Below are 13,029 nucleotides of genomic sequence, written 5' to 3' on the forward strand. Positions count from 1 at the left end.
GCCAGGATGAAGGCCGTGCGACCAGAGAATGCGCCGCGATCAGCCTTGACTGCGGGGGTCTCGGACATGTGTTCCTCCAGGATCGTTGATGTCCGTGAAAGTATCCTGCTAGACGGGGGGTGTCGTAGGGGCGTTCACAACGTGGGATGGTCGGTTACGATGCTGCCCATGCTCGTGGGATTTCTGCCACTTATCTGGTGGTTCATGTTGATGACTATCAGCGAGGTCATCATCCTGGCGCTGTTCTTCGCGCGAGGTGCGGGGACACCCGATCTGACGCGAAATATCATGATTGGTTACTATGTCGGGCTCCTTGGGGTCCTCGCCTTGACTGTGGAAGTTTTCCGGGAGACCCAGTCGCTGCCGCTGCCGGCATGGACGGTTTCGAGCCCGTACTTCGGTCTCATTCCGCTGTGCATTGGGCTCACCGCCGCGTGGAAGGCTTGGCGCGGGAGAAAGCAGGGGCTTGAGGGGAATAGGAAGGTGGCGATCGCTACCGTCGCGGCCGTCACGTTCGCGAATAGTAGTCGCAACATCGGTGTGTATATGCCGCTGCTCGTGATCATTTTTGTGGGCTTTGCTTTGCCTTTCGCGATCGTTGGGGTTCTCGTCGCCCAGCTCATTCACGTGGCCGTGCTTGTCTGGTTGGCGAAATTTATCGCCACGCGCCCCCGCATCAGCGCAGCGCTGCAACAGACGCAATACATCTTGTACCCGATGGGGATGGTTGCCCTCGGCATCAACATAGTGGTGGGAGGTGTGGCATCGTTGTGACGTGATCGAGGGGTCCGCCTCGACTCTGTCAGGTGATCGAGTAGCGAGCGAAGCTCGCGTATCGAAATCACTCCTGGCTGGTCACTCGCCGCAGGTTCTCAGCCGCGTCGGTGGCGGCTTTCGGGTCGTGCACGTGGGCGACGCGGAGAATCTCGGCGGTGAGCGCGTCGGCGTGAGTGGCCATCATGTGGTGCGCGGCGTTCGGCATTTCGCGCATGATGGTGCGCTGCCCTCCGGCTGCGGCGCGCAGCTGCGCGAGGAAGTCGCGGGGCGCGACGTAGTCGTGGGTGGCGCGGATCAGGATGAGGTCGGCGCGCACGTCGCGGATGCGTTCCTCCATGGGGTAGTGGAGCATCGCTTGCGTCTGCTTCCACAGCCACGACGGAGCCATCTGGAGGTATCCGACAAAGGCCCGCCACACCGCTGCGAAGGGTTCGTGCCACGACGTTCGTACGAAGTGCGCAAGCAGTGGGCCGAGCTTTCTCGCCGACGGTGGAACCACCGGCGCGAGCAGCGCGGCGGCGTCGGCGAGCTCGGGGTAGCGTGCCAGTGCTTCCACCACCACCTGCGTGCCCATCGAGTGCCCGACGAGCACCACCTTGCCGAGGTCGAGCTGCTGGATCACTTCGTGCAGCACATCGGCGAGCGACGCGATGGTGAGTGCACCGTCGCTCTCGGCGGTACGTCCGGCCCCGGGAAGATCAAAGACGACGACGGGTGCGTGGTCAGCGAGTTCTCGAATGAGGGGTTCGAAATAGAACCCGGAGACGCCGAGGCCGTGCACGAGGACGAAAGTCGGGCGCTGCGCGGCCGGGCCGTCAGGGGTAGTGTGCAGCACCTGGAAGCTCGTGCCGTCGCACTCGATGCGCTCCCAGCACACGTCGGGATGATCGTCGTGGGCCATCGCCGCCTCTTCCCTGCCATTAAGTGCGTTGCCGGAGACGGAAAACGCCCCCGGCAGGGGGCGCTTCCAGCGGAGGATACGAGATTCGAACTCGTGAGGGCGTGAACCCAACCCGCTTTCCAAGCGAGCGCCATAGGCCTCTAGGCGAATCCTCCAAAGGAGGACTTTACCCGACGATCAGCGCGCTGGGCAAAGCAACGGGTGGGGAGGCATCGTCGGGTTGTCCGTCGTCGTTGGGGAAGCGCGCTGCGATGCGCTAGGCTGGACGCTGGTTCCTCGCGCGGCGGTACCTCGCCCAACTCCCCCAGGGTCGGAAGGCAGCAAGGGTAAGTGAGCTCTTCCGGGTGCGCGGGGAGCCCCTTTTTTTGGGCCGTGCCTGTGCCCGGCCGGCGCGCCGCCCTCCTGGCGCGGGCCCCGTCGGGCACGTGCAACCTGTGCGGCTCAGTTGCGGATCAAGTGTCACTTGCCTCCCGACGCCGCCCCGTTCTGCCTGGGCAAGTGACACTTGTTCCGCTCAGTTGCCGCACAGGTTACGGGTGCCGGCGGCGAGTCCGCGCGGCGACGGGGCAGGGGGCAGTGCGTTTTCCACAGGTTTCGGGGAGCGGTGAAGATTGTCAGTGGGGTGCAATAGGGTGGGGGACGTGGAAGACGACGACGAATACTCGCTGTTCGACGAGCCCATCCAGCCAGATGACGCGCTCGACGAAGAGCCCGAGGAGCCGATGCAACAAGACGGCCCCGATCTGTTCGGCGACGATGCACCCGCGGCGCCGGTGGGGGGCAGCGTCGGCGGCGAAGCCGCGCCCACATCACAACCCTCCGCGCCCGCGCAGCGCGTCGCCATCCCTGACGCGCCGCTAGCGCTCTACCGCCGCTACCGCCCAGATACGTTCGCCGATGTCATCGGGCAGGATCACGTCACCGTGCCCCTCCAGCGCGCGCTCGAAAACAACAAGGTGGGGCACGCGTACCTGTTCTCCGGTCCGCGCGGTTGCGGCAAAACCACGTCAGCGCGCATCCTGGCGCGCTGCCTGAACTGCGAGCAGGGCCCGACCGCAACCCCATGCGGTGAGTGCCAGTCATGCATCGATTTGGCGCGCGGTGGTCCTGGCTCTATCGACGTCATCGAGATCGACGCGGCCAGTCACGGCGGCGTCGACGACGCCCGCGACCTCCGCGAGCGAGCGTTCTTCGCGCCTGTAGCGAGCCGCTACAAGATTTACATCGTTGACGAGGCCCACATGGTCACCCCAGCGGGCTTCAACGCGCTGCTGAAGCTCGTCGAAGAGCCGCCGCCGCACGCGAAGTTCATCTTCGCGACGACAGAGCCGGAAAAGGTGATCGGCACCATCCGCTCGCGCACCCACCACTATCCGTTCCGGCTTGTCCCGCCGAAGACGCTCGCAACGTACCTTCAGGAGATCTGCGAGGCGGAGGCCGTCGACATCGACCCAATGGTGCTGCCGCTCGTCGTGCGCGCCGGCGGCGGGTCCGTGCGCGATTCGCTCTCCGTCCTCGACCAACTTTTGGGCGGTGCGGGCGAGCACGGCGTCGAATACGCACAAGCCGCAGCGTTGCTGGGCTACACGCCAGAATCTCTGCTGGACGACATCGTCGACGCTTTCGCGGCAGGCGACTCGTCGGGCGTGTTCAAGACGATCGATCGGGTGATCGAGGTCGGACAAGACCCGCGTCGCTTCGCCGAAGATCTACTCCGACGCCTCCGCGACCTCGTGATCCTCGCCGCCGTTCCCACCGCAGCCGAGGACGGCATCCTCGAAGTGCCCGAGGACCAGGCCGAACGCCTGAAATCCCAGGCCGCGGCGCTCGGCTCCGGCGAGCTCACCCGCGCTGCGGAGGTGATCGCCGTCGGACTTACCGAGATGCGCGGCACCACCGCCCCCAGGCTCCACCTCGAGCTCATGGCCGCTCGTGTACTGCTGCCAGAGGCCGACACCGACGAGCGCGGACTGCATGCCCGCATGGACAGGCTCGAACGCCGAGTCGGCATGATGGGTTCCCCCGACGCGCCCCAACCCCCGCAGGAGTGGAGCGACGTGCCAGGCCCGACGCGTTCGGTCCCGCAGCAGGCGGACGAGGAGGCCCCGTCGCAGCCAGCGCAGCACCCCACCCCACAGGCGCAAGTGGAGCAACGTGCCCCGGAACCGCAGTCGATGCCTCAGCAGCGCCCAGCCGGTCAGCGTCCAGCGAGCCAAGCTCCCGCAAGTCAGCGCCCAGCGGGTGCCCCTCCCGCGCAGCGCCCCGCCGGGAGCGCCCCGGCGGCGCAGCGCGCACCGGAGCAGGCCCCACCGCAGCGTCCTGCACACGCACCGTCCGCACCCGCCGCAGCGCCCAACCGGGCCGGGCAGCTCACCACGGAGGAGTTGCGGCGCGCATGGCCCAACGTGCTCGACGAAGTGAAGCGGCGTCGACGGTTTACGTACATGCTGCTCAGCCAGAACGCGCATGTGCAGGAAGTCCGCGACGGCCTGCTCATGCTTGGCTTCACGAACCCCGGCGCGAAGGACAACTTCGGACGCGGCGGCTCCAGCGACCTCCTCGCCGAAGCCATTATCGAGGTGCTCGGTGTTGAGCTTCGCGTGCAAGGTGTTACCGCCGACGAACACACCGCCCAGCAGGGTCAGCGTCAGGCCGGAGCGCCTGCGGCCAGCCGTGTCGACGAACGCCCACCGGTGTCACAGCCGGAGCCCGAACCGGAGCCGGACTACGCCAATCTGTCGGCCGACGACGAGGTATTCGACGGCTCCCACAACGCTGCCGAGCTGCTCGGCAACGAGTTCGGCGCAGAAATCATCTCCGTGGAGGAAGGCACTCCGCCTCCACGCTGACTCCCCGGAGAACCTCATACACTTGGGCATTAGCCCCACGAAAGGAAAACACATGTTCGGTGAAGGCTTTGACATGAACGCCTTGATGCAGCAGGCGCAGCAGCTGCAAGAAGATATGGTCAAGGCGCAGGAAGAGATGGCGTCGCGCAGCTTCACCGCATCCGCTGGCGGCGACCTCGTCTCGGTCACCCTCAATGGGCAAGGCATCATGACGGGCATCGAGATCAAGTCAGAAGCCGCCGACGACATCGAGACGCTGCAAGACCTGATTATCGCGGCATTCCGTTCCGCGAAGGCCGAGGCAGACCAGGCGCTCGCGGAAGCCATGCCGCAGGTTCCCGGGCTGGGGATGTAGTTGTACGAAGGTCCCGTTCAAAGCCTCATCGACGAGCTCAGCAGGCTGCCCGGAGTTGGGCCTCGCAGCGCGCAACGCATCGCGTTCCACCTGCTCGATGCTCCCGAAGAGGACGTGTTCAAGCTGGCCGAAACCCTGCGGCAGGTGAAGCAGCACGCCCGCTTTTGTGAGGTGTGCTTCAACGTCTCGCAGGAGGACCGGTGCCGGGTGTGCCGAGATCCGCGACGTGACCGCTCGCTGTTGTGCGTCGTCGAGGAATCCAAAGACGTGGTGGCCATCGAGCGCACCAACGAGTTCCGTGGCCTCTACCACGTGCTTGGTGGGTCTATTTCGCCCATCGACGGGCGCGGCCCAGGCGATCTCCACACGCGGGAGCTGTTCACGCGCCTGGCAGATGGCGAGATCCAAGAAGTAATTCTGGCTACCGACCCAGACACCCAAGGCGAGGCGACCGCGTCGTACCTCTCGCGCATGCTGCGCGACTTCGGGGTTCGCGTTACCCGCCCCGCCAGCGGGCTTCCCGTCGGCGGCGACTTGGAGTACGCCGACCAGGTTACCCTCGGGCGCGCATTCTCGGGGCGCCGATCCATGTTCCCCGATGCCTCCTAACGCGCACCTTGACGAACGCCCAGGAGGTGCCGACATGAATGAGGTGACGTATCGCACCGTGGAGTCCCCCGTCGGAGCACTGCTGCTGGCCGCTACGGATGCGGGGCTGGTGAGGATCGCCTTCGAACACGAGGGGTTCGAAGCGGTCGTGGAGGAGCTTTCTACGAGCCTCCGCGCCCGTGTGCGCCAGAGCAACAGCCGCCTCGACGGAGTGTCTCGCGAGCTCGAGTGCTACTTCGCGGGCCAGCTTCGCGCGTTCACGGTGCCCGTCGATCACGCACTCTCGTCGGGCTTCCGACGCAAGGTGCTGCGACGACTCCCGCGCATTCCCTACGGAAGCTCGGCCTCGTACCAGGATGTGGCACGGTTGGCGGGGAGTCCGCGCGCGGCGAGAGCCGTCGGCACCGCCTGCGCCACCAACCCGGTGCCCATCATCGTCCCTTGCCACCGCGTGCTCCGCAGCGACGGAACCCTCGGCGGGTATAGCGGGGGCCTCGACGTGAAACGCTTTCTGCTTGCGCTCGAACAGCCGGACGGTGCCAGCTACGCCGCGAGCTAGTCGCTGCGACGAGGCGGGTCAGCCCAGCCGGCACAGATCCCGCTGCGCCGGTGGTCGCGGCACTTCGCGATGGATGGGTACCATGAGCGCTGCCCAGCAAGGCTGTTGAACAAGAACGTAGCGCACCAGGCGTTGGCCCGTGCCCCTGAGGTAGCGGCTGACGAACGTGTGAAACACGGTGCACATCATGTCCGGGGACGTTGCAGCAAGAAGATCCCCGACAACATCGGCAGGGTCGACAATATGAGGAGCGGTCTTCGAGGAATGTGTGAGAGATACACTCGAAGCTCACGCGGTGACTGCCTGATGCTCCAATGCCAACCATCACGGCTTCACCAGCATGAGGGACGCAACGCAAGGAGATGGTGAGACCAATGCTGAAACTCGAAGATTTTCCTCGTGACTTGCAGGACCAGATTGGTGCTGTCCGTGAAACGGTGGCGAGGTTGCATGCCGAGCTGCCTCGATGGGAGCTTGTCGTGTGGACTGCAGGAAATGTCTCCCAGCGTATTCGTTGCGCGGATGTGATCGGTGAAGATCTGCTGGTGATTAAGCCGTCAGGGGTCTCGTACGACGAACTCGCTCCCGAGAAGATGGTGGTCTGCACGCTCGATGGCAAGAAGATTGACGACGGAACGGCAGACGGGCTGAAACCATCGAGTGACACTGCCGCCCACGCGTACGTGTACGCACAAATGGAAGATGTGGCAGGTGTGGTTCACACGCATTCCACGTATGCGACGGCGTGGGCCGCACGTGGTGAAGCTATTCCTTGCGTGCTCACGATGATGGGCGATGAGTTTGGTGGCGAGATCCCGGTTGGCCCGTTTGCGCTCATTGGGGACGACTCCATTGGTCGAGGCATCGTCGAAACGTTGCAAGGATCCCGCAGCCGTGCTGTACTCATGCAAAATCACGGGCCGTTCACTATCGGAACAGATGCGCGCGATGCGGTCAAGGCAGCTGTGATGTGTGAAGAAGTTGCTCGAACGGTGCACATCTCCCGCCAGCTCGGCGATCCGATTCCCATTGAACAAGAGCTCATTGATTCGCTATTTGATCGATACCAGAACGTGTATGGGCAACAGTAAAGACAGTTCGACGGCGCAGTGATCTTTTGAAGGTGCGAAGATTTTGTTCTATACCGGCACGTAGGACCTTCGCCGAAGGCAGCTGCCCGAGCGCCGAGGGTCAGCCGAAGCAGACCGGCACGGGCCTGGCCAGCTCATCAAGAACCCCATCGACATGATGACGAGTGGGCTCAAGCGCGGAGCGCGCCCACTCGCTAAACGGTTGTGGGTATTCATCGACGCGTCGCAAGCTCGGCGTGTGGCTGATGATGGTGACCCGCCTCGTCGAGCTGTTTCGCCTCGACGAGGCGGGTTAAACCTGCTCAGAGCAGTTCTTCCTGCACCTGTTTGCGCAGCACCTTGCCCAGCATGGAGCGGGGGAGCTCGTCGACGATGCGCATGTCGCGTGGCACCTTGTAGGCCGCCAGCGACTGCTTGCAGAACTGCCGCAGCTCCTCCAATGACGGTGCCTGCTCGCCGTCGGCGATCGTGATGACCGCGACGACATCCTCACCCCCGCCTGCGTTCTTGCGCCCGACGACTGCCGCGTCGGTGATGGCGTCGTGGGTGCGCAGCACTCGCTCCACTTCGCTGGGGGAGACGTTAAACCCGCCGGTGATGATGAGTTCCTTCACGCGGTCGACGATGGTGGTGAACAGATCTTCATCCTGGACGACAACGTCGCCGGTGCGCAGCCAGCCGCCGGGCAGCAGCATCTTGGCGGTCTCCTCTGGGTTTTCCCAGTAGCCCTGGAATACCTGCGGGCCGCGGATGAGCAGCTCACCGGGTTCGCCGATGGCCACCTCCTCGTCCAGATGATCCGGGCGCACCACCTTCATCTCGGTGGAAGGGAACGGGATGCCGATGGTGCCGGTGCGCCTGGTCGGCGCGAACGGGTTGCCGAGCGCGACGGGCGAAGATTCGGTGAGGCCGTAGCCTTCGACGAGTAACCCGCCGGAGACGGATTCCCAGTCGGCAACGATCTCGTCGGTGAGCGCCATGGCGCCGGAGATGCAGAACTTCGCAGACGAAATGTCGATGCCGCGTTCCCGCGCTGTAGCCGCCGTCTTCTGGTAGATCGGCGGCACGGCGCAGTACACCGTCGCCGGCGATTTCCTCCACGCCTTCAGCACCATGTCGATGTCGAACTTGGGGAACAGCACGATGCGCATCTGCTTGTACATGCCGAACGTGAGGTACAGCGTCATACCGAAGGCATGGAACATAGGCAGCAACGCGTAGCTCGTCTCGCGCCCGACCTCCGCGTCATGCATCCACGCCGCGCCCTGGAGCGCGTTGCAATACAGGTTACTGTGGGTGAGCATCGCACCTTTGGGTGTGCCGGTGGTGCCCGACGTGTACTGGATCACCGCGAGATCGTCGAGCCCGGGGCGCCCGTGGTCGGGGTTGATCGGCGGTGCGGATAGGAGATTCTTCCACGTCAGCGCGCCCGGGGCTTTCTTGTGCAGCGACGCGCGGGCGGCTCGCAGCTTGCGCAGCGGCAGATGCAGCGCCAAGCGCATCGGCTTGGGCATCTCATCGAGCAGATTCACGGCGATGATTCGACGAACGCCCAGGTCGCGCGGCAGATCATCCACCTTCTCGACGGCGACGTCCCAGGCGATGATGACCTCCGCGCGGTGGTCTTCAAACATGTGCCGCAGCTCGCGGGCGGTGTACAGCGGGTTGTGTTCGACGACGACCCCGCCCACGCGCAGCACGGCGTAGAACGCCACGACGTGCTGCGGGCAGTTGGGCAGCACCAGGCCGACGCGGTCGCCAGGCTTCACGCCGAGTCGACGCAGTCCTTCCGCAGCGCGAGCGATCTCGTCGCCTAGCTGCGCGTACGTCGTCTCACGACCGAAGAACTCGAGCGCGACGGCGTCACCCGCCTGCCGAATCGATTGCTCGCACATTTCGACGAGCGAGGTGCGAGGCATCTCGATCTCGGCCGGCACCCCGGCCTGGTAGTGCTGAACCCAAGGATGCACAGTGCTCATGCGCCCCAGAATATCGCCCGTACTTGGGGCCTCGCCCCGCCGGGCCGCCACACCTCCTGGCGACGCGCTCGGTTCAACGCCGCTTGGGCGTGCTCAGCGCAGGAGTGAGCATGAGACCTAGGAAGGAGGCGAGCGGAAGCACGATCAAACCCCATCGCATTCCCACAAGCTCAATCGCGGTGCCGACGAGTGGTGGCCCGACGAGGAACCCCACCCTCGCGACGCTCGTGACGATGGTGAGTCCGGTTCCCTGTGGGAGTCCTGGCATTTGGTCGCCGGCGTGCATGGCGCCGGGGAATGCCGTCGCGATGCCCCAGCCTGCGAGCGCAAATCCGATGAGGGCAAGGGCTGGCGACGGGAAACACACCGCAGCGCCCAGCCCCACCGTCGCGAGCAGCATCCCGAACGTGATGGTGAAGCGCTGGCCGAGGCGATCCACGACGGCGTCGCCGACGAAGCGCGCTACCATCTGGGTGCCCTGGAGAGCGACGAAGGCCATGCCCCACAAGAATGGGTCGAGCTGAGGGAACATTCGCTGCATGTAGATCGGGCTCCATGAACCCGACGCGTCCTCGAGGACGCCGGCACAGCCTGCCAGCAAGCCCAGCGCAACGAGGCGCAGCAGGAGCGACGTCGGAATGAACCGACGCTGCTGTTCTTCTTCAGTTTGTTCGGGCACGGGGTCCGGGCCGTCGAGCATCCACCGCCTGGCGAGGAGCGCGAGCGAGCCAAACAGGAGACTGCCGACGAGACACTGCAGCCAGATATCGACCCGCGCCTGTGCGCACGCGGACCCGATGACACCGCCCGTGACGGCACCGACCGACCACCAGGCGTGGAAGCCGTTGAATATCGAGCGCCCGTACCGCTGCTGTACACGCAAACCGTGGGCATTCATAGCGATGTCCGTGACGGAGTCTGCCGACATCATCAACACCACACCGAAGGTGAACACGGCGGCGTTGGGTGCGTTGCCCAGAATGTTGAGGCAGAGAATCCCGAACGTCTGGAAAATCACTGCGACGCCGGCCGACTGGAATCGTCGCATCAGCTTCGCCGTGAACATTCCCAGCATGAGGCCTGCGATCGGCCCCAGTGCGATGATGAACCCCCACACCCAGTCGCGAATCTCGAGCGACTCCTTGATTTCAGGGAAGCGCGGCAGCAGCGTCGACCACGCGAGGCCGTTCAGCACGAAACACAGCGTGACGCCCCAGCGGGCGCGCCGGACCTCAGTACTCACAGCAGTGAAATCACCTTTCGCGGATCCGGATTGACGTACACCTCGTCGTCGACGAGCACCACCGGGTAGACGCCGTCGCCAAGGCTCTTGGCGCGCTGCTCGGCCTCTGAATCCTGCCAGGCGTTGATCCACATGAATCGCTTGCCGTGCTTTCCGAGCCCGCCGCGCAGCCGCGTCGAGAAGATATCGGCCGGGCGCCAATAGATGATCAGCCGGCGCTCGTCAGCGGGCAGGGCGCGCACGTCGCATTCTTTGCGGGAGATGCCGCCGTACCAGGGGGGAGAGCCAATAGGCGACGAGCAACAGCCCCACCGCCACCATGACGAGCGCGGGCGTCCATCCTGTTTGCGCGAGCGCCCACACGAGCACCGCGCTGCCCGCGAGCCAGATCAACCACATGAAGCGTGCCACCTGCGTAATCGTCGCAGAACGCCGAGAGCACGGCAAAGCCAACCCGATATCCACACGCGTTTGCTGAAACCGGCCAAAATCGCCCGTTTCGGGAAACGCGTGTGGATATCGGGTTAGGTATCGGCTGCACCAAGCCCTGCAAATACCGCCCTAGAGTAGGCGCATGGACGTGAGTGAGCTGTCGGCGGTGGAGTTGCGCGACGCGTTGCGCCGCCGCGAGCTCAGCAGCGAGGAAGTAACGCGGCACTTCCTGGAGCGCATCGCCGACGATCGCGCCAACGCGTTCACCCTCGTCACGCCAGAACTGGCGCTGGCTCGCGCCCGAGAATTGGATGCCCGAGAACCACTGGGCGTCATCCATGGCATGCCGATCGCTGATAAAGACCTTCACCAGCGGGCGGGCACCGTCACCACCTATGGCTCGCGCGCGTTTCGAGAGTTCGTCGCTCAGCACAGTGATCCGCTGACGCTGCAGCTTGATCACGCAGGCGCCATCTCGCTGGGGAAAACGGCCACACCGGAGTTCGGGTTCGCTGGCTATACATCCAGCGCGGTGCATGGTCACACCACCATCCCTGGGCATCCGGAGCTGGGGGCCGGGGGTTCGAGCGGCGGGGCCGCTGCGGCGGTGAAGGCCCGGCTGCTGCCGTTCGCGCCCGGCTCGGATGCGGGCGGCTCTGTGCGGATTCCCGCGGCGGCGTGTGGCGTCGTCGGGCTCAAGCCTTCGCGTGGGCGAGTGCCGGCGATGGACGGGCAAGGCTCGCTCGGACAGCTGGCGGTGGCTGGCGCCCTGGCGCGAAGCGTCGCCGACGCTGCCCTTCTCGTCGACGCCCTGATCGAGCGCCGAGATGGTCGGACGCTCCACCGCACGACGCTCCGTAGCCCAGAACTCGACGGCGGCTCGCTGCTTGCGGCCACCCACCCAGGCCGCAGGCGACGCGTCGGGGTGTTGCAGGGTTTCACTCCATGGGAGGGCGTGGCCGCCACGCCTGCATCCAGCGAAGCCAGTGAGGCAATGGAGCGTACGGCGACACTCTTGAGCGACGCGGGACACGCCGTTGAGAACGTGACCGGGCCGGCACTGCCAGGATTTGCACACGCATTCCAGACGCTGTGGTACGCGAACGCGGCGGGACTGAGGCTCACCGACGAACAGGTGGTGCAGCTGGAGCCACTCACGCGCAGCTTCGTCGAGGCGGGGCGACGGGTTGGCGCGCAGGAGATCGTGGACGCCGTGCGCACGCTGCACCACCTCGAGCAAACAATCGTCACCGCCTTCGCTCCGTTCGACGCGGTGCTCACCCCGACGACCGCACTCACCCCACGCCCGATCGGATGGTTCGGCGATGACCCAGAGGTGAACTTCCGTCGCCAGTGCGAGTACTCCCCGCATGGGGCTGTGGTGAACGTTTCCGGACTGCCAGCGCTCTCGTTGCCGACGCTGCCACTGGTCGACGGGCTCTCTATGAGCGTGCAGCTCATCGGCCGGCCAGGGGAGGAGTCGACGCTGGTGCAGCTCGGCGTGGAGCTCGAGGAACTGGCGGCTGTTGCTGTGTAATATATACTTCCTGTATATACATCGAGGAGGAACGATGACGCTCCGCACCACCACCGTCTTCAAGTCCGGCAACTCGCAGGCCGTGCGCATCCCGAAAGACCTAGCGTTTTCGACGGACAAGGTCACCATCGAAGTCGACGGCGACGCGCTCATCTTGCGCCCCCAGCCCCTCACCATGCAGGAATTCCTCGACGGTCTGCCGCGGCACGGCACTCGTTTGGTGGACTTTGACGATGAGCCTAACGTCGAGGAGATCCCCTCATGGTGACGTACTTGCTCGACACCAACGTTTGGATTGACTGGTTCAATGGAAGTCCTGTGCTGGATCAGCGTTTGGCAGAGCAAGATTTGGGCAGGCTCCGGTTGTCCGTCATCGTCCGAGGCGAACTTGAAGTGGGCTATCAGCTCGCTGGACTGCAGAGGGAGCGAAGTCAGCTGGATTACATCTATTCGCGCCTTGCCACCAATGTGTTTACGGAACTCGTTTCGGAGGAGTATGCCCGAATCACTGCCCAGCTCCGCCGCGCAGGTACGCCGATCGGGGTGAACGACACCTGGATTGCGGCAGAGGCCCTCGCACACGGGCAGACCGTCGTTACCGCGAACGAGCGTGACTTTCGTCGCGTGCCGGGGCTCAACGTCGAGAATTGGATGGTTTGATGTCGCGGTGGCGCAGCATTGTCAGTGGTCGCAGATA

General features: G+C 64.7%; 14 protein-coding genes, 1 tRNA gene and 1 other RNA gene. 10 read left to right on the forward strand and 6 right to left on the reverse strand.

The genetic code is table 11. The features are described 5' to 3' along the window. Positions 1-159 precede the first annotated feature (159 nt). Complete coding sequence (locus tag Q0X61_RS04790; RefSeq protein ID WP_297740888.1) at positions 160-774, forward strand: cadmium resistance transporter; 615 nt, start codon at positions 160-162, stop codon at positions 772-774. A 67-nt stretch (positions 775-841) separates the two neighbouring features. On the opposite strand, the gene Q0X61_RS04795 is transcribed toward Q0X61_RS04790, so the two are convergent. Both Q0X61_RS04795 and Q0X61_RS04800 read right to left on the reverse strand, forming a co-directional pair. Beyond that, on the reverse strand, positions 842-1,678 hold the full coding sequence (locus tag Q0X61_RS04795) for an alpha/beta fold hydrolase (protein ID WP_297740889.1): 837 nt from the start codon (positions 1,676-1,678) through the stop codon (positions 842-844). Between the two features lie 70 nt (positions 1,679-1,748). After that, positions 1,749-1,833 (reverse strand) — tRNA-Ser (locus Q0X61_RS04800). A gap of 112 nt (positions 1,834-1,945) precedes the next feature. Here Q0X61_RS04800 and ffs point away from each other — a divergent pair. The 6 genes from ffs to Q0X61_RS04830 all read left to right on the forward strand — a co-directional run bounded on the left by ffs (position 1,946) and on the right by Q0X61_RS04830 (position 7,141). Continuing rightward, positions 1,946-2,042: signal recognition particle sRNA small type (gene ffs / locus Q0X61_RS04805), an RNA gene on the forward strand. 277 nt (positions 2,043-2,319) lie between these two features. Continuing rightward, positions 2,320-4,527, forward strand: a complete 2,208-nt coding sequence (locus Q0X61_RS04810; RefSeq protein WP_297740891.1) for a DNA polymerase III subunit gamma and tau — start codon at positions 2,320-2,322, stop codon at positions 4,525-4,527. 52 nt (positions 4,528-4,579) lie between these two features. Beyond that, positions 4,580-4,882, forward strand: coding sequence for a YbaB/EbfC family nucleoid-associated protein (locus Q0X61_RS04815; protein ID WP_297740893.1), 303 nt, complete (start codon positions 4,580-4,582; stop codon positions 4,880-4,882). Further along, complete coding sequence (gene recR / locus Q0X61_RS04820; RefSeq protein WP_297740894.1) at positions 4,883-5,491, forward strand: recombination mediator RecR; 609 nt, start codon at positions 4,883-4,885, stop codon at positions 5,489-5,491. It abuts the gene before it with no gap. Between the two features lie 34 nt (positions 5,492-5,525). After that, positions 5,526-6,050 (forward strand): methylated-DNA--[protein]-cysteine S-methyltransferase, encoded by a 525-nt coding sequence (locus Q0X61_RS04825; protein ID WP_297740896.1) that lies wholly within the window; start codon positions 5,526-5,528, stop codon positions 6,048-6,050. Positions 6,051-6,424: 374 nt separating this feature from the next. After that, entirely contained in the window at positions 6,425-7,141 is a 717-nt protein-coding gene (locus Q0X61_RS04830; protein WP_297740898.1) for an L-ribulose-5-phosphate 4-epimerase, read from the forward strand. A 302-nt stretch (positions 7,142-7,443) separates the two neighbouring features. On the opposite strand, the gene Q0X61_RS04835 is transcribed toward Q0X61_RS04830, so the two are convergent. The 4 genes from Q0X61_RS04835 to Q0X61_RS04850 form a co-directional block, all read right to left on the reverse strand. Continuing rightward, a complete protein-coding gene (locus tag Q0X61_RS04835; protein WP_297740900.1) occupies positions 7,444-9,120 on the reverse strand; it encodes a long-chain-fatty-acid--CoA ligase in 1,677 nt (558 codons plus the stop codon). 73 nt (positions 9,121-9,193) lie between these two features. Further along, the gene (locus Q0X61_RS04840; RefSeq protein ID WP_297740902.1) at positions 9,194-10,363 is read right to left on the reverse strand and encodes an MFS transporter; all 1,170 of its coding nucleotides are present in this window, start codon (positions 10,361-10,363) and stop codon (positions 9,194-9,196) included. Then, on the reverse strand, positions 10,360-10,605 hold the full coding sequence (locus tag Q0X61_RS04845) for a hypothetical protein (RefSeq protein ID WP_297740904.1): 246 nt from the start codon (positions 10,603-10,605) through the stop codon (positions 10,360-10,362). The genes Q0X61_RS04840 and Q0X61_RS04845 overlap by 4 nt, the downstream gene beginning before the upstream one ends. Then, a complete protein-coding gene (locus Q0X61_RS04850; RefSeq protein WP_297740906.1) occupies positions 10,586-10,774 on the reverse strand; it encodes a hypothetical protein in 189 nt (62 codons plus the stop codon). Before Q0X61_RS04850 ends, Q0X61_RS04845 begins: the two co-directional genes overlap by 20 nt. 163 nt (positions 10,775-10,937) lie before the next feature. On the opposite strand from Q0X61_RS04850, the gene Q0X61_RS04855 reads away from it, so the two are divergent. The 3 genes from Q0X61_RS04855 to Q0X61_RS04865 are packed head-to-tail and all read left to right on the forward strand — an operon-like array spanning position 10,938 to position 12,992. Then, positions 10,938-12,332 (forward strand): amidase, encoded by a 1,395-nt coding sequence (locus Q0X61_RS04855; protein WP_297740908.1) that lies wholly within the window; start codon positions 10,938-10,940, stop codon positions 12,330-12,332. Between the two features lie 34 nt (positions 12,333-12,366). Further along, on the forward strand, positions 12,367-12,600 hold the full coding sequence (locus tag Q0X61_RS04860; protein WP_297740910.1) for an antitoxin: 234 nt from the start codon (positions 12,367-12,369) through the stop codon (positions 12,598-12,600). After that, positions 12,594-12,992, forward strand: a complete 399-nt coding sequence (locus Q0X61_RS04865; RefSeq protein ID WP_297740912.1) for a type II toxin-antitoxin system VapC family toxin — start codon at positions 12,594-12,596, stop codon at positions 12,990-12,992. Before Q0X61_RS04860 ends, Q0X61_RS04865 begins: the two co-directional genes overlap by 7 nt. Positions 12,993-13,029: the final 37 nt, after the last annotated feature.

It is taken from the genome of uncultured Tessaracoccus sp., from assembly GCF_947255005.1.
GTDB lineage: Bacteria > Actinomycetota > Actinomycetes > Propionibacteriales > Propionibacteriaceae > Arachnia.